The 15,853-nt window shown below is 59.4% G+C and carries 13 protein-coding genes; 6 read left to right on the forward strand and 7 right to left on the reverse strand.

Going from position 1 to position 15,853, the window contains the following annotated elements; translation table 11 throughout:
• Positions 1-61: 61 nt before the first annotated feature.
• Positions 62-3,547 carry a DNA polymerase III subunit alpha gene (dnaE, locus tag ACK9YZ_RS06035; protein WP_416065991.1) on the forward strand — a complete coding sequence of 1,162 codons (3,486 nt, stop codon included), beginning with the start codon at positions 62-64 and terminating at the stop codon, positions 3,545-3,547.
• 39 nt (positions 3,548-3,586) lie between these two features.
• Here dnaE and ACK9YZ_RS06040 read toward each other — a convergent pair whose 3' ends face one another.
• Positions 3,587-4,987 carry an MFS transporter gene (locus tag ACK9YZ_RS06040; RefSeq protein ID WP_416065992.1) on the reverse strand — a complete coding sequence of 467 codons (1,401 nt, stop codon included), beginning with the start codon at positions 4,985-4,987 and terminating at the stop codon, positions 3,587-3,589.
• A 142-nt stretch (positions 4,988-5,129) separates the two neighbouring features.
• On the opposite strand from ACK9YZ_RS06040, the gene ACK9YZ_RS06045 reads away from it, so the two are divergent.
• Positions 5,130-5,561: a winged helix-turn-helix transcriptional regulator gene (locus ACK9YZ_RS06045; protein WP_416065993.1), complete on the forward strand. Its 432-nt coding sequence runs from the start codon at positions 5,130-5,132 to the stop codon at positions 5,559-5,561.
• Positions 5,562-5,564: 3 nt separating this feature from the next.
• Here the strand turns inward: ACK9YZ_RS06045 and ACK9YZ_RS06050 are convergent, their stop codons facing one another.
• Positions 5,565-6,815, reverse strand: a complete 1,251-nt coding sequence (locus ACK9YZ_RS06050) for a L,D-transpeptidase family protein (protein WP_416065994.1) — start codon at positions 6,813-6,815, stop codon at positions 5,565-5,567.
• A 153-nt stretch (positions 6,816-6,968) separates the two neighbouring features.
• On the opposite strand from ACK9YZ_RS06050, the gene ACK9YZ_RS06055 reads away from it, so the two are divergent.
• Positions 6,969-8,699, forward strand: a complete 1,731-nt coding sequence (locus tag ACK9YZ_RS06055) for a GNAT family N-acetyltransferase (RefSeq protein WP_416065995.1) — start codon at positions 6,969-6,971, stop codon at positions 8,697-8,699.
• Here ACK9YZ_RS06055 and ACK9YZ_RS06060 read toward each other — a convergent pair whose 3' ends face one another.
• Positions 8,700-9,989, reverse strand: a complete 1,290-nt coding sequence (locus ACK9YZ_RS06060; protein ID WP_416065996.1) for a DNA polymerase IV — start codon at positions 9,987-9,989, stop codon at positions 8,700-8,702. It lies immediately after the preceding gene.
• A 76-nt stretch (positions 9,990-10,065) separates the two neighbouring features.
• Here ACK9YZ_RS06060 and ACK9YZ_RS06065 point away from each other — a divergent pair, with 76 nt between their 5' ends.
• A complete protein-coding gene (locus tag ACK9YZ_RS06065) occupies positions 10,066-10,653 on the forward strand; it encodes a GNAT family N-acetyltransferase (protein ID WP_416065997.1) in 588 nt (195 codons plus the stop codon).
• Here ACK9YZ_RS06065 and ACK9YZ_RS06070 read toward each other — a convergent pair.
• Positions 10,628-11,353 (reverse strand): hypothetical protein, encoded by a 726-nt coding sequence (locus ACK9YZ_RS06070; protein ID WP_416065998.1) that lies wholly within the window; start codon positions 11,351-11,353, stop codon positions 10,628-10,630. The genes ACK9YZ_RS06065 and ACK9YZ_RS06070 overlap by 26 nt on opposite strands.
• Entirely contained in the window at positions 11,308-11,622 is a 315-nt protein-coding gene (locus ACK9YZ_RS06075; protein ID WP_216757712.1) for a DUF3572 domain-containing protein, read from the reverse strand. Before ACK9YZ_RS06075 ends, ACK9YZ_RS06070 begins: the two co-directional genes overlap by 46 nt.
• 132 nt (positions 11,623-11,754) lie before the next feature.
• Between ACK9YZ_RS06075 and ACK9YZ_RS06080 the strand changes: the two genes are divergently transcribed.
• Both ACK9YZ_RS06080 and ACK9YZ_RS06085 read left to right on the forward strand, forming a co-directional pair.
• On the forward strand, positions 11,755-12,126 hold the full coding sequence (locus ACK9YZ_RS06080; protein ID WP_003547430.1) for a response regulator: 372 nt from the start codon (positions 11,755-11,757) through the stop codon (positions 12,124-12,126).
• A 16-nt stretch (positions 12,127-12,142) separates the two neighbouring features.
• Complete coding sequence (locus ACK9YZ_RS06085) at positions 12,143-13,516, forward strand: PleD family two-component system response regulator (protein ID WP_416065999.1); 1,374 nt, start codon at positions 12,143-12,145, stop codon at positions 13,514-13,516.
• Between the two features lie 760 nt (positions 13,517-14,276).
• Here the strand turns inward: ACK9YZ_RS06085 and rpmG are convergent.
• Both rpmG and ACK9YZ_RS06095 read right to left on the reverse strand, forming a co-directional pair.
• A complete protein-coding gene (gene rpmG, locus ACK9YZ_RS06090) occupies positions 14,277-14,444 on the reverse strand; it encodes a 50S ribosomal protein L33 (protein ID WP_003587245.1) in 168 nt (55 codons plus the stop codon).
• 93 nt (positions 14,445-14,537) lie between these two features.
• Positions 14,538-15,722 (reverse strand): MFS transporter, encoded by a 1,185-nt coding sequence (locus ACK9YZ_RS06095; RefSeq protein WP_416066000.1) that lies wholly within the window; start codon positions 15,720-15,722, stop codon positions 14,538-14,540.
• Between the last annotated feature and the right edge of the window lie 131 nt (positions 15,723-15,853).

The following is a 15,853-nucleotide window of genomic DNA, read 5'->3' on the forward strand; positions in this document are numbered from 1 at the left end:
CAGAATCGCCTTCAATGCCGACAATGCGCATTCTTCAATGAGGCAGTTGGAAGGGCATGTTATGGCGGATGCGGAACAGGGTGCGATCGGCGGCAAGCCGGGCTTCGTTCATCTGAGGGTTCACTCTGCCTATTCGCTGCTCGAAGGCGCATTGCCTCTCAAAAAGATCCTCTACAAGGCAGCGGGCGACAGCCAGCCGGCGATTGCCATCACTGATACCAACAATCTTTTCGTTGCACTGGAGTTCTCCCAGAAAGCGATGGATGACGGGCTGCAGCCGATCATCGGCTGCCAGGTGTCGATCGATATGGAAGACGGTCTCGAAACCGAGAAGCGGGGAGGCCAGCAGGCGCTGGTCAAGCTGCCTTCCATCGTGCTTCTGTCCGCCACCGATGCAGGCTACGAACGGCTGGTCGATCTCGTCAGCCGCGCCTATCTCGGTGGCGAGGGCAACTCGACAATTCATGTCCGCGCCTCGTGGCTTGATGAGATCGGCACGGAGGGCCTGATAGCGCTGACGGGTGCCTCGACCGGGCCGATCGACATGCCGCTCAAGGACGGCCACGCCGCTGCGGCGGAGACCCGGCTGCTGACGCTGAAGCGCATCTTCGGGGATCGGCTCTATGTCGAACTGCAGCGGCACGGCGCTTATGACAAGCGGCACGAACAGAAAATTGTCGGCCTTGCCTATAAGCACGACCTGCCGCTGGTCGCGACCAATGAAGCCTTCTTCCCGACGCGCGACGATTATGACGCCCACGATGCGCTGATGGCGGTCGCCCATAACGCCATCGTGTCCGACGACAGCCGTTTCCGTCTCTCCCCGGATCACTATCTGAAAAGCCGCGCGGAGATGGAAAAGCTCTTCGCCGACCTGCCTGAGGCGCTTGATAATACCGTTGAGATCGCCCGGCGCTGCTCCTTCGTTCTGAAGACCCGCAAGCCGATCCTGCCGCGCTTCACCGGCGCGACAGACGATCCCGAAGAGGCCGAGCGCGCAGAGTCGCTAGAACTTCGCCGGCAGGCGGAGGAGGGGCTCGACATGCGTCTGGCCACGCTCGGCATGTCGGCCGGCTACGAGGAGAAGGATTATCGCGAGCGGCTGGAATTCGAGCTCAGCGTTATCGAGCGCATGAAGTTCCCCGGCTACTTCCTGATCGTTGCGGACTTCATCAAATGGGCCAAGCAGCATGACATCCCGGTCGGCCCGGGCCGCGGCTCGGGTGCGGGCTCATTGGTCGCCTACGCACTGACGATTACCGACGTGGATCCGCTGCGCTTCTCGCTGCTTTTCGAACGCTTCCTCAATCCGGAGCGCGTCTCGATGCCGGATTTCGACATCGACTTCTGCCAGGATCGCCGTGAAGAGGTGATCCGTTACGTGCAGAAGAAATACGGCCGCGAGCAGGTGGCGCAGATTATCACTTTCGGTTCGCTGCAGGCGCGCGCCGCATTGCGCGACGTCGGCCGCGTGCTGGAAATGCCCTATGGCCAGGTCGACAAGATCTGCAAACTCGTGCCGAACAACCCAGCAAACCCGACGCCTCTGTCCAAGGCGATCGAGGAAGAGCCGAAGCTGCAGGAAGAGGCGGCCAAAGAGCCGGTCGTCGCGCGGCTCTTGGATATCGCCCAGAAGATCGAAGGCCTCTATCGCCACGCCTCGACCCACGCCGCCGGGATCGTGATCGGCGACCGCCCGCTGTCGAAGCTCGTGCCGATGTATCGCGATCCGCGCTCCGACATGCCGGTCACCCAGTTCAACATGAAGTGGGTGGAGCAGGCGGGCCTGGTGAAGTTCGACTTCCTTGGCCTGAAGACGCTGACGGTGCTCAAGGTCGCCGTCGACTTCTGCAGGAAGCGCGGCATCGAGGTCGACCTCGCCAAGATCCCGCTCGACGACAAGAAGACCTATGAGATGCTCTCGCGCGGCGAGACGGTTGGCGTGTTCCAGGTTGAAAGTGCGGGCATGCGCAAGGCGCTGATCGGCATGAAGCCGGACTGCATCGAAGACATCATCGCGCTCGTGGCGCTCTACCGTCCCGGCCCGATGGAGAATATTCCGACCTATAATGCCCGCAAGCACGGTGACGAAGAGCTGGAATCGATCCACCCAACGATCGACCATCTTCTCAAGGAAACGCAGGGCGTTATCGTTTACCAGGAACAGGTGATGCAGATCGCCCAGGTCCTGTCGGGCTATTCGCTCGGCGAAGCCGATCTTCTGCGCCGCGCCATGGGTAAGAAGATCAAGGCCGAAATGGACCAGCAGCGCGAACGCTTCGTCGACGGTGCAGTCAAGAACGGCGTGTCGAAGCCGCAGGCCGACAACATCTTCGAACTCTTGGCAAAGTTCGCAAACTATGGCTTCAACAAGTCGCATGCTGCCGCCTACGCCATCGTCTCCTATCAGACGGCCTATATGAAGGCGCATTATCCGGTCGAGTTCCTGGCAGCGTCGATGACGCTCGATATGTCGAACACCGAAAAGGTCAACGACTTCCGTCAGGATGCCAAGCGCCTTGGTATCGAGGTCATCGCGCCCTCCGTCCAGACCTCCTTCCGTCAGTTCGAGACCGGTGACAACCGTATCTACTACGCACTTGCGGCTCTCAAGGGGGTCGGTGAATCCGCCGTCGATCACATCGTCGAAATGCGCGGCGATAAGCCCTTCGCCAGCATCGAGGATTTCTGCCTGCGCATCGATCCACGCCAGGTAAACCGCCGCGTGCTGGAAAGCCTGATCTATGCCGGCGCCTTTGATTGCTTCAACCTGGATCGCGCCCAGCTTTCGGCTGGTCTCGACCGCGTGCTCGGCTATGCACAGCGCGCCCAGGAAAACAAGCTGAGCGGCCAGTCGGATATCTTCGGCGGTGCGCTGTCCTCAGGTCCGGAAAAGATCGCCCTGCCGCCATTCTCGCCCTGGCTTGCCTCGGAGCGGCTGCTCAAGGAATTCCAGGTGCTGGGCTTCTACCTGACCGCTCACCCGCTCGACAGCTACAACAACATCCTCCAGAAGATGCGCGTCCAGACCTTCGCGGACTTCTCGACGGCGGTGAAGCAGGGCGCTGCGAACGGGCGACTGGCGGGTACGGTGATTTCCAAGCAGGAGCGCAAGACGCGTACTGGCAACAAGATGGGTATCATCGTCTTTTCGGATTCCTCCGGCCAGTTCGAAGCCGTGCTCTTCTCCGAAATGCTGAACCAGTATCGTGACATATTGGAGCCCGGAAAGTCCTTCGTCATCACCGCGATCGGCGAGGAACGGCCGGAAGGTGTCAGCCTGCGGCTGCAGACCATCCAGTCGCTGGAAGAAAAGTCGTTGCAGATGCAGAAGGCGCTGCGCGTCTATGTCCGCGACTCCGGCCCGCTGCGCGCTGTCGCAGCACATCTGAACGCCAAGGGCGACGGCCTCGTCTCCTTCATCGTCATCAAGGAAGAGGGCAAGCGTGAGGTCGAGGTGGTGTTGCAGGACAAGTATCGCATCACGCCGGAGATCGCCGCGGCCTTGCGGGCTGCCCCTGGCGTCGTCGACGTCGAACTCGTCTGAACGGGAAAGCGACCGGCACTGCGCCGGTTGCCTTTGCTTTCAGCCGGCCTGCAATCGGCAGGATGCATCGGCACAGCGGCCTCTGCCGAAGCCCATGAGGGCCATGCCGATCAGCGTGGCTGCGACCGGCACCAGCAAAGCGGTCCGCAGAGCCTCCAGCCGCTCGGACGGACCGTCACCATCGCCGAGAGAAAGTGTGCCGACAGCACTGACGGCCGAGAGGCCGAGTGCTGCGCCGAACTGGAACGAGGTGTTCACGAGCCCGCTCGCCAGGCCCTGTTCGTTTTCGGCAATACCTTCAGTCGCGATGATCGTCAGTGGGCCATAGCCGAGGGAGAAGGCAAGGCCGAGAAGGATCGTCGATGGCAGCATGGCCGCATAGGTCCAGTCGAGCCCCATGCCGAGAAAGAGCGCGTAGCCCGCAACAGCGAGTGCAAAGCCGCCAAGCACCACGCGTCCATTGCCGAAACGCTCGACGAGCAGAGGCGTCAGCAATGGAGCTAGAATGGCGTCCATGCCGATGACGATCAGGGCAAGGCTGGTTTCGAACGAGGACCAGCCCAACAGTTCCTGCAGATAGAGTGAGACGATGAACTGGAAGCCGAAGAAGGCGCCGGTGAAGAGCATCGCTCCGAGGTTCGATTGCACCAGCGTCGACGACCGGAAAATCCCGAGACGGATGAGCGGCGCACGCGAATTGCGTTCGATGAGGATGAAAGCGAGCCAGAGCAGCGCGCTTGCGCCGGCTGCCGCAATCGTCCAATTCAGGTCGTTGGTCGCGTGTTCCAGCCGAGTCAGTGTATAGGCGGCAAGCAACATGGCGCCAGTCAGCGTCACCGCGCCGGCGATGTCGAATTTCTGGCGCGGGGCGGCGACTTCTTCCTTCTTCTCCACGATCAGCTTCATGCCGACAAGAAGCAGGATGGCAGAGAAGATGACCGGAGCGAAGAACACCCATCGCCAACCGACGGCCGACAATAGCCCGCCGATGACGAGCCCTAGCGAGAATCCGGCCGATGCCGTGCCGGCATAAATCAGCACGGCCCTGTTGCGCTGTGGTCCTTCGGGAAAGCTTCCATTGATGAGAGCAAGGCCGGCCGGCGTCATGAAGGCGGCCGCTGCTCCCGTCACGAAGCGTGCCGTCAGCAGCATCCAGCCTTCGGTCGCAAAGCCGCCGAGGCCGGAGAAGAGCAGGAACACGGTCAGCGCCATCAGGAAGACCTTGCGCTTGCCATACATGTCGGCGACGCGCCCGCCGAGCAGCATCAGGCCGGCATAGGCAAGCACATAGGCCGAAACAACGCCGCTCAGCGTGGTGGTGGAAAGACCAAGTTCGGCTCGAATCGAGGGTAGGGCGATATTGAGCATGGCCGCATCGACGCCTTCGAGGAAGATCGCGCCGCAGAGAACGACGAGCATGCCGGCAGCACTGCGGCTCATTCTTCCGCTCTCCGCCGTAAGTGGAGGACTTGTAGACATCATGATTTCCTTGTCCGTGAAGCAGGGACGAGCGAGAATGGTTACATATTGATCCTCAGTTCCCTATTGTAACCAAGAGAGACATAGGGCATGGTTCGAACCCATGGAAGAAGGCACTTCAAACTCACCGAGTGACTGCTGCAGCACCGAGCGCGATTACGACATCCTCCAGTGGGATGCGCGGGAGGAATGCGAAGTGCGTCAGATTTTAGATCGCATCGCCGACAAATGGTCGCTGCTGGTTATCGCATTGCTTGAAAAGCGCACTCTGCGCTTTACCGAATTGCGCAAGAGCATCGATGGCATCAGCCAGCGCATGCTGACGACGACCTTGCGCCAGCTCGAGCGCGACGGGCTGATCGAGCGGACAGTCTATCCAGTGGTGCCGCCAAGGGTCGATTACGCTCTGACGGAACTCGGCTGTACGCTGCATGAGACCATCAAGGCGCTCGTCGTCTGGACCGAGACGAACCAGGCGAAAATCATCTCCGCCCGCCGAAGTTACGACGAACGCGCCAGTGAGAAGCTCTGGTAGGTCTCAGCTCTCGCGCGTGATTGTGATGAATTCCGTGCCCTCGCCGGTTTCCGAACCGAGGCCGGTATCTGTGATTGTGAGTGTCGAGCCGGGCGAAATCAGTGCGTCGATCCGGTGACGGGTCTCTTCTGACATCGAGATGCGGCTGAGCGCTCTCGCGATAGGACGGCCGCTGATGATGGAGCTTTCCTGATTGGCGATACCGAGCCGCTTCACCGTTTCGCGAGAGAGATTGTTTTCCAGCGTAACGCCCAGCCAATCGGCCGTACCGGCCGCCTCATCCACTGCATGCAGCGAGAAGAAGTGTGTACCAAGCGCAAGTCCCGGATCGGCAATGGTGATCGGCGCCTCGAAGAGCGGCTTGAAATCCTGCCGCACCATGATGACGCCATTCGGCGGTTCGCCCTTGCCTGCCGCAGCGTAAACTTCCCTCAGGAGAGTATCTGTGACCAAGCCCTTGTCACGGGCAAATTCGGTTGGTCGCAACGCCTTGAAGGCATTGATGGCCTGAACGGTCGCAGGACCGGCCAGCCCGTCAGGCTCGCCGGCAGCAAAGCCGAGTTTGTTCAGGAGGGTCTGGATGTCGATAACGTTTTCACGCAGCGTCCGGCGCGTAATCAGCATACTGATCGGCGTGGTATCCGCAGAGGGCGCCTGCAGTTGGATCATCGGCATCGGCAGGGCAGCCGTCGTCTCGTTCATGGCGACCTGCACCTGCGTCTTCGCATCGCCGATGGCAGGGCGAAGCTCGACGTCGGAAAGCAGCGGTGACGGCTCGGGCCGGTCGGGATGGAACAGTGTTGGATGGTCGATCGGCTCGGGCGTCAGCTCATTGTCTGTGATGATGACGGGTACGCCCATCTCGGTCATCTTGTAGAGCGATTTCGCAAAGGCGTCGGGCATGCGCACGCAGCCATGCGAGGCCGGGTAACGCGGCACGGAATTGGACTCATGCAGCGCGATCCCGGACCATGTAAGCCGCTGCATGAAGGGCATCGGCGCGTTCGAATAGATGTTGGATTCGTGGTACCTCTGCTTCTCGATGACGGAGAAGATGCCGCTCGGCGTCGTATGCCCGTCCTTGCCGCTCGAGATCCTGGAGGTCGCCACGACCTCCGCGCCGTCATAGACGGTCAGCGACTGCCTGTCCTTGGAAACGAATATCTGCAGCGTGCGCGCATCGGCTGCAAAAGCGGGATCGACAAGGGCGGTCGCCGACAGCAACCCGATAAGGACACCTACACGCACAGACATGACGCAATACACCACATGCACAAAAACCACGCGAGTTAAGCATGCGAAGTTTAACGAAGGCTTGAATACGCCATCGCGTTTCGATCACGAGATTGTGGGGTATTCAATTTTATGCAAATCTAAAACAAGGGAAGTCTTGGGGGAGACTTGGAAATGCATGTCGATATTGTTTCTGCGTTCGATGATCTGCATGCCCTGAAGGATAACTGGAACGAGGTATACGCCGCCGACCCGGAAGGGCACTATTTCCTTTCCTGGCACTGGATGGCGCAATGGCTGCAGCGGCGGTCATTATGGTTCGTTCTTGCCGCCAAGCGGCGGCAGGCGGATGACCGCTATGTAGCTTTCCTTCCCATTCAGCTCCACGTCGATTTCGAGGAAGGCCAGGGCCTTGGCAATATCGTGCGCCTCGGCGGCACGCCCTATGCCGGCTATAACGGCCTTCTGACGCATCCTGAGGACGCGGAGGCGGTGCTCGGCGTTTTCGCCGATTGCCTGCAGAGCTTCAACTGGAAACATCTCGATCTTGATGATGTCTATATGTCTGAGGCGAGAATGAAGGCGTTTCTGGCGGGCTTTTCTGCCTCGGAATTCTCAAGGAGGAAGGTCCCGCGCCGGCCGCATATCACGGCTGATGGCGAAAACATCGACCATGACGTCTATGTCTACGTCCCGCTCGGCGAGGTCTTCGAAACCTTCCTGGATGAGCGCATCGGTGCCAAGACGCGGCGCAATGCGCGAAAGGCGCTGCGCGATCTCGTCGCGCCGGAAAATGAGCTGCGCATCACTCATGTGACACCAGAGACAATGGAGCGCGATCTCGAAATCTTCTACCAGATGTGGAACGTCCAATGGGGTGAGCGTCAGCCGCGCTACGGCAAGTTCATCCTCGACAACAGCCGTCACATGCTGCCGGCCTGCATAGAGGACGGTTCGGTCTTCATGCCGATCCTCTGGCATCAGGACAGGCCGGTCTGCACCTTCATCAGCTTCCTGGATCCCCATCGCAAATCGATGATGTGCTTCCTCGGAAGCCGCGACCTGACTTTCCGCCGCTCGATCAGCCCCGGCTTCATGCTCCATTGTTACAATATGCGTTGGGGCATCGAGAATGGCTACCGAACCTATGACCTCGGCACGGGTAATTACGGCTACAAGGATTTTTTTGGCTCCGAACACCATATCGTTGAGAAGCTGCAGGTCTCCACGCTCTCCGGCCGCAATATTGGCGATCGCCTCGACCCGCGCTCGCTGGATATCGCCATGCATCAGGCGGTGCATTTTTTCAGAAGTGGAAACCCGGAGTCGGCAGAACTCTGCTGCCGGCAGATTCTTGTCGCCGACGATGCACATGCGCCCGCAACCTCACTGCTGGCGAAAATAGAAGCAACGCAGCGGCCGAGGCTGGTGAGCGATCCCGCTGCCCATTTCAGCGCGGCTGCCGAACGGCACCGGGCCGGCGATCTCGTCGCGGCGGAAGCGGGCTACCGCGATGTGATCGCGATCGTGCCTGGGCATTTCGATGCTCTGCAGCACCTGGCGCTGCTGCTGCTACAGAAAGGCGATCTCGGCGAGGCCAAGGACTGTGTCGACAAGGCGATCGAGGTGAAACCGGTCTCCGCTTCGGCCTATTGCAATCGCGGCAATATTCTTGCGCGTCTTTCGAATTTCGAAGAAGCGCTTGGAAGCTACGACCGGGCCATCGCGCTGGATGCTGGCCATGCCATTGCCTTCAACAATCGCGGCAATGTGCTGCGGCGGCTGGGGCGCCATGACGAGGCGATGGAGAGCTACGACCGCGCGATCGCGATCGATCCGGGCTATGCTCAGGCAATAAAGAACCGGGACGCAGCGCTTCAGGAGATGGAGACCGTGCCGGCGTAGCTATCGGTAGCCCTTGCCGCCGAATGTGTAGCCGGTTTCGACCGTGCCTTTGCCGAACTTGTCGCGCAGCTTGTCCATGGCAGCTTCCGCCGCCGCACGCCGGCCGGATTGCTGGTCGATCAGATCGGGCGGATCGGCGCGGCCGGCATCGCCGAGATCGGTAACGCCGATGCCGATCAGGCGGAATTTCGTGCCGTCGGCTTCCTTCTCCAGAAGCTCGATCCCGGTGCGGAAGATCTTGTCGGCAAGCTGTGTCGGGTCTTCGAGGCGGCGGTTGCGGGTGCGGGATTTGAAATCGGCCGTCTTCATCTTCAGTACAACCGTGTGGCCGGCGATGCCGTTCTTCTTCAGCCGCCAGGAGACCTTTTCCGAGAGATTGCGCAGGATCGGCACCAGATCGTCATAACGCGCGATATCGTCGAAGAAGGTGGTTTCGGCCGAAACGCTCTTTGCGGCATCGTTGATATGCACCTCGCGGTCGTCGATACCGCGTGACAGGCGCGACAGCCGCTGGCCGATGCTGCCGTAACGGCGCATCAGGTCGTTCTCCTCCATCCCCTGCAACTGGCCGATCGTGCGGATGCCGTCTGCTTCGAGCGTCGCGGCAAAAGCCTTGCCGACACCCCAGATGGTCGTCACCGGGCGAGGCGCCAGGAACTCGACCGCTTCCTCGCGCCCGATGACGGAAAAGCCGCGCGGCTTCTGTAGATCGGAGGCGACTTTGGCGAGGAACTTACAATAGGAAAGTCCGACCGAAACGGTGATGCCGATTTCCTTCTCGATGCGACGGGCGAACTTCGCCAGCGTTCGGGCCGGCGGATCGTGATGCAGCCGCTCGGTGCCGCCGAGTTCCAGGAAGGCCTCGTCGATAGAGAGCGGCTGCACCAACGGCGTCAACTCCTGCATCAGCGCGCGAACCTGCCTGCCCACCTTTACATATTTCTCCATGTCGGGACGAATGACAATCGCCTGCGGGCAGGCCTCCAGCGCCTTGAACATCGGCATGGCCGAGCGGACGCCATGGATGCGGGCAATATAACAGGCAGTAGAGACGACGCCACGCTTGCCGCCGCCGATGATCACGGGCTTGTCGGCGAGCTCCGGATTGTCGCGTTTCTCCACGGCGGCATAAAAAGCGTCGCAATCGATATGCGCGAGCGTCAGGTCATAGAGCTCTTTGTGGCGCACGAGGCGGGGGCTGCCGCAGGCATGGCAACGGCGCGCCTCACCCTTCTGCCCGGCAAGGCAGTCGCGACAGAAGCCGGGTGTCTTGTCAGGTGCTGGCGTCATGGTGAGAACAAAGGTTGAACATTGCAACATTACGCCCTAAGCTTTCGAGTCTCAAGAGAGGGAGGAGAGCTTGGCCGTGGATATCGATCTTCGTTTCGAGCCTGTCACCGCCGAATACTGGGGTGACTTCGAGACGCTGTTCGGCCCGCAGGGTGCCTTCTATAATTGCTGGTGTGTGGCGCTACGCCTTCCGCATGCTGTCCGCACCAAGATGGAGCCCGCTGAGCGCAAGGCACATATGCACGGCCGCATCGCGGCGGGGCCGCCGCCGGGCATTCTCTGTTATGTCGAAGGCGAGCCGGTTGCCTGGGTGCAAGTGGGGCCACGCCATGACGTGCCGCAGTTCAATTCGCCGCGCACGGTCTCGCGGCCGCTGGAGGATAGCGATGCGCACGATCCCTCGATCTGGGCGGTCAGCTGCTTCTTCCTGCTGCCGAAGCTGCGCGGGAAAGGGGTCAGTCACAGGTTGCTTGCCCGCGCCGTCGATTATGCCCGCAGCCAAGGTGCGCGGTTGCTGGAAGCCTGTCCGATCGACCATGTGAAGCAGTCGAAATCCGTTACACTCTGCATCGGCTCGACGGCTATTTTCGATGCTGCCGGTTTCGAGACGATTGCGCGGCGCAAGGACGGCCGGCCGCTCATGCGGCTGGATTTGCGCGCCTGATGGTGTCTGCCGCAAGATGCTGGTCAACGAGCATGGCGGCGTGCGCCCAGTCCCGTGCCCGCTTAATATCCTCAGCGGCCGCCGGTGCGAGGCGATGAACGAGCGAGTCCGGCATGAGATGGATGAGCAAACAATCACTCACATGCTCCTTCACCGAATGCAGGTTGCGCGCCATATCATCGATAAAGACGACTGGGAGGTCGCGACCGCCATGCAGAGCCTGCACGATCGGTCCTTTCGGCTGTTCGCTGGCCAGCAGCGGGAACGTGAGGCCGGTGCGGTCCAGGAGGCGGCGGCGATGAGCGGAAAACTGCGGCGGCATCGCGGTGAGGAACAGGACGTCGGCATCGTCAGACAGGCGTTCGAGTGTCGAAACGACAGGATCGAAGGGCGTCTGCCAGTTTTCCTGGGCCTCGAAGAACTCCAAGATCAGCCGACTGACATGCTGATCCTCGAGCGCAAGCCCGTCGGTAAGCGAGACGATATTGCCGTGAAGCCGAAAAGAGCGCGGCAGGAATTCGTGGCCGAGGCTCTTGAGGTATAGCTGAAAGGGATCGATGAATTGCAGTACGACATCATCGACATCGCAGACGATGAGCGGCCTGTCGCCAAGGCGGATATGCGAGATGTCGAGTTCGGCGCTGTCGTTCACGATCAATATTCTCCGGAATCGAGGCCGGGTGGCGAGAAGTGGCGCCATGCCGCCGTCAGCGCTTCGGGTGTCGTGCCCGTCGCCTCACAGAAGGCGATCGCCGTCGGCTCGTGGTTCATGAGGAAATCCAGCATACCGGCGAGAAAGTCGGGATCATTGATGGCATTGCGCACTTGGGTCGGTTCTACGCCGGTCAATGCCAGGAAGCGACCGAAGAGATCCGGGTCGTTCGCAAGCCAGCCAAGGACGGCGATGGCCGTTTCTTGCGGATCTGCTGTCGCCCCAAGTTGTTTCGAAGTCTTGAAATTGCTTTGCATTGCGGTGGTCGAGTTACCTTTTCTTCAACCAAATACCGGTAGCTTGCACTATCGGTTTCATGGAGCCATTTGTCAGCTAATGTCTTTATTATGGACATTTGGCTTCAAGAGCGGACGTAGGGACAACTGATCATGCCCAAACAGGTGATGATTGTAGAAGATAACGAGCTCAACATGAAGCTCTTTCGCGACCTCATCGAGGCCTCGGGCTATACCACGATCCAGACCCGCAACGGCATGGAAGCGCTTGATCTTGCGCGCAAACATCGTCCCGATCTTATTCTTATGGATATTCAGCTTCCGGAGGTTTCCGGTCTCGAAGTCACCAAGTGGCTGAAGGAAGACGACGAACTGCATGTGATCCCGGTCATCGCCGTCACGGCCTTTGCCATGAAGGGCGATGAAGAGCGGATTAGACAGGGCGGCTGCGAGGCCTACGTCTCCAAGCCTATCTCCGTTCCGAAATTCATTGAGACGATCAAGACTTATTTGGGCGATGCCTGAGGCGTCGGAAGAGATTATGACTGCGCGAATACTGGTGGTTGATGATATTCCAGCGAATGTGAAGCTGCTCGAAGCGCGGCTGCTGGCGGAATATTTCGACGTGTTGACCGCGGCCGACGGCTACGAGGCGCTAGCGATCTGTGACCGCAACCAGGTCGATCTCATTCTCCTCGACATCATGATGCCCGGCATTGACGGTTTCGAAGTCTGCGAGCGGCTGAAGGCCAATCCCAAGACCGCGCATATTCCCGTCGTCATGGTGACCGCGCTCGACCAGTCGCCCGACCGCGTGCGCGGCCTGAAGGCCGGTGCCGATGACTTCCTGACGAAGCCCGTCAACGACCTGCAGCTCATCTCCCGCGTCAAAAGCCTGTTGCGCCTGAAGACACTGAGTGACGAACTGCGCGTGCGCGCCGAGACCGCCCATACGATGGGCATGGATGAGTTGATGCGCTCTGGCGACGGACGCTCCGACGAGGCTGGGCAGGTATTGCTGGTCGACAGCCGCGCCAACTCGCAGGAACGTATCATCAAGACGCTGAAGCCCGTCGCCGATGTTCTCGCCGTTTCCGATCCGCAGGCTGCCCTTTTCGAAGCGGCCGAGAGCGCCTTCGAACTTGTCATCGTCAACGCCAATTTCGATGATTACGACCCGCTGCGGCTCTGCTCGCAGTTCCGGTCGCTGGAGCGGACCCGTTTTTTGCCGATCCTGATCATCACGGAGCAGGGCGCCGACGAGATGGTGATCCGGGCCCTCGATCTCGGCGTCAACGACTATATTGTCCGACCTGTCGATCCGAACGAGCTGGTCGCCCGCAGCCTGACGCAGATCCGCCGCAAGCGTTACAACGACCGCCTGCGCGCCAGTGTCAAGCAGACGATCGAGCTTGCCGTCACCGATCCACTGACCGGTCTCAGCAATCGCCGTTATCTCGACAACCATCTCAACGTGCTCTTCAACCGTTCGATGGCGCGGGGTCGGCCGCTTTCGATCCTGATCACCGATATCGATCGCTTCAAGCAGGTCAACGATACCTATGGCCATGACGGCGGCGACCAGGTGCTGAAGGAGTTCGCAAACCGCGTGCGCTCGACCGTCCGCGGCGCTGATCTTGCCTGCCGTTACGGCGGGGAAGAATTTGTCGTCGTCATGCCGGACACCTCGCCCGAAGTTGCCGCGGCCGTTGCCGAGCGCCTGCGCGCGGCCATCGAAAACACACCCTTCCTGCTGAAGTCGTCAGGCGAAATACTGAATATCACGGCCTCGTTCGGTATATCCTCGCGTATCGCCTCGGTCATAACGCCCGACCAACTGATGAAGCAGGCAGACCTTGCGCTTTATGAAGCGAAAAACACCGGGCGCAACCGGGTGGTGGCCTCGGCCGCCTGACCACAAAATGTGCCGTAACGCATCGCTTTCGGTTATCCACTGGCGGTGACTGAACCTTACGAATATTTAATATTGACGGCTGCAACGAGGACGCTTGTTTTTCAACCCCATAGCCTAAAAAAGGACTTTAAAGCGCGTTTCTTCCGATAATGCGTATCGCCTGCTTCCGAAAGCTAGAAGCAGGGAATGGAGAAAGAAGAGCGGACTATAACAGCCTTCCGAGCGGTTTGTTCGCGTAAATCGTATTTCAGAAAACGTAACGCCGGTGCCTCACGTAAGGGTAGGGGTGGTGGTGTTATTGCAATATATTTATGAAATTCTTGGCATGTTCAAATATTGTCCTCTGGGTAAAAGAGAATTGGATGACGTTTTACACGTACCAAAACTGGACTTTTAACCATAGAATCATGCCTTGAAATTTTACCATTAAGAATTTGTTGATTTTCTTTCATTTTTGCGCAAATTATCGGCTCAGAACAGAAAACGCTCCCATGGAGGAGCTGTCGATACCCCATGATGCTCAGGTCCGCCGCATCTCCTGGGTCGTGGGGTCGGTCGGCTGGTACGCAAGTTAAAGCGGTTCCTCGTGCCGTTTTGCATGCTGGCCGACCCCCTTTTCGTAAAAACGCCGTCACTTCCCGAAGATGGAAGGGCGGCGTTTTTCTTTGTTTGCGCTAACATTGTCGTCAGCAGATCCGGTGCAAACAAAAAGCGCGCAACCCGGAGGCGCGCGCTTTTCGAAAGAGCCGTGATCAGGTAATTACTTGATCTTGGTTTCCTTGAACTCGACGTGCTTCTTTGCAATCGGGTCGTACTTGGTCTTCGTCATCTTGTCAGTCATCGTACGGCTGTTCTTCGTCGTGACGTAGAAGAAACCGGTGTCGGCCGTCGACAGAAGCTTGATCTTGATAGTGGTAGCCTTGGCCATGGTCGTCCTGCCTTTAAGAAAATGAAAGCCGTGGAAAGCCGGATAGGCTCCACGGCAAATTCTGGCGCGAAACTACGAATCTAGCCCGAAAAGTCAAGCCCGCTTTCCGATGAAAAGCAGCCTTATGCCTGCGAGCAGGGCATAAAGCCCGAAGAAACCGGCAATTGCATAGGCAAAACCGTTGTTTCCGGCAACGTCGATGGCAGCGCCGATCACCTGGGGACCCGCAACGGTGCCGACGGCATAACAGAAAACGAAGGCCGCGTTGGCCGCCGCAAGGTCCGAACCTGTCAGTCGCGAGCCGAGATGGCTGAGGCCGACTGTGTAGAGGCCGGAAACGCAGCCGCCCCAGAAAACCAGAAGCCCGGCCATAAGAAGCCAGTTGTTGACGAGAATCGGCAGCATCATCGTGCCGATGAAACCGGTGAACGCCATGAGCACGAGCAGTGGACGCTTGTCCTTGATGCGGTCCGAAAGCAACCCGAGCGGGATCTGGAAGATGACGTTGCCGACACCCATCATGGTAAGCAGCAGTGCCGCCTGCGATTCGGTGAAATGCGCGCGCACCGCAAAGATCGGAAAGAGCGAGAGGCCGCCGGCTTCGACCGCACCGAAAATGAAGACGGCGGCAGTTGCTGTCGGCACCAGGAAGACGTAGCGCATGAAATGCAGTTCCGGCTTCTCGTCCAGGACAGGGCTTTCATAGCGGGCGATGAAGATGGGAATGGCCGCGAGCAGGATCGCGCCGGCGCCGACCAGGAAGGGCAGGATGCCATCGCTGCCAAGCAGCGAGAAGATCAGTGGGCCTGCGGCAAAGCCGAGTGAAAGCACCGTGGCATAGATGCCGAGCACGAATCCGCGCTTGGAAGGTGGCGAGGCGGCATTGATCCAGAATTCGGAGAGGATGAAGAGTGTGGTCGTGGCGCCGTGGAAGGCGAAACGCAGCGGGAACCACATCCAGAAATCTTGCGCGTAATAAAAGCCGAGCGCACTCAGGGCCGAAATCAATACCGCCCACAGCATGGTGGGCGCCACGCCGTATCTATGCGCGAGCTTGGTGGTGATCGGCGCCGCCGCCATCGCCGCGATACCGGCCATTGCGGTGTTAAGACCGATAAGGGTGGAGGAAATGCCGCGTTTTTCGAGAATGATGCTGAGGAGAGGCAGTCCCAGGCCGATCGCTATACCGACGGCGGAGATGGAAGAGACGGCAGCCACCAGAGAAGGCCAATGGATTTCCTCGACATCGCCCGCTGTGCCGTTCCTCGGCTGAGACATTTATCCATCCTTAGAGAAGTATGCGGACGAATCGTCCGTCTGGTGTCACATAGAAAGACATAGGCATGCCAAATCCAGGTGAAGGGCAGGGTTTCATAATATTTCCGGCATCTGCCGGCGATTTCTTGAGT

Origin of the sequence: Rhizobium sp. ZK1 (genome assembly GCF_047782645.1) — a bacterium.
Classification (GTDB): domain Bacteria; phylum Pseudomonadota; class Alphaproteobacteria; order Rhizobiales; family Rhizobiaceae; genus Rhizobium.

Bases quoted from the DNA above. Each gene is read 5' to 3' on its own strand.
- dnaE (WP_416065991.1), top strand. From the start codon at position 62: ATGGCGGATGCGGAACAGGGTGCGATCGGCGGCAAGCCGGGCTTCGTT.
- ACK9YZ_RS06040 (WP_416065992.1), bottom strand. From the start codon at position 4,987: ATGAGCCGCAGTGCTGCCGGCATGCTCGTCGTTCTCTGCGGCGCGATC.
- ACK9YZ_RS06045 (WP_416065993.1), top strand. From the start codon at position 5,130: ATGGAAGAAGGCACTTCAAACTCACCGAGTGACTGCTGCAGCACCGAG.
- ACK9YZ_RS06050 (WP_416065994.1), bottom strand. From the start codon at position 6,815: ATGTCTGTGCGTGTAGGTGTCCTTATCGGGTTGCTGTCGGCGACCGCC.
- ACK9YZ_RS06055 (WP_416065995.1), top strand. From the start codon at position 6,969: ATGCATGTCGATATTGTTTCTGCGTTCGATGATCTGCATGCCCTGAAG.
- ACK9YZ_RS06060 (WP_416065996.1), bottom strand. From the start codon at position 9,989: ATGACGCCAGCACCTGACAAGACACCCGGCTTCTGTCGCGACTGCCTT.
- ACK9YZ_RS06070 (WP_416065998.1), bottom strand. From the start codon at position 11,353: ATGGCGCCACTTCTCGCCACCCGGCCTCGATTCCGGAGAATATTGATC.
- ACK9YZ_RS06075 (WP_216757712.1), bottom strand. From the start codon at position 11,622: ATGCAAAGCAATTTCAAGACTTCGAAACAACTTGGGGCGACAGCAGAT.
- ACK9YZ_RS06080 (WP_003547430.1), top strand. From the start codon at position 11,755: ATGCCCAAACAGGTGATGATTGTAGAAGATAACGAGCTCAACATGAAG.
- ACK9YZ_RS06085 (WP_416065999.1), top strand. From the start codon at position 12,143: ATGACTGCGCGAATACTGGTGGTTGATGATATTCCAGCGAATGTGAAG.
- rpmG (WP_003587245.1), bottom strand. From the start codon at position 14,444: ATGGCCAAGGCTACCACTATCAAGATCAAGCTTCTGTCGACGGCCGAC.
- ACK9YZ_RS06095 (WP_416066000.1), bottom strand. From the start codon at position 15,722: ATGTCTCAGCCGAGGAACGGCACAGCGGGCGATGTCGAGGAAATCCAT.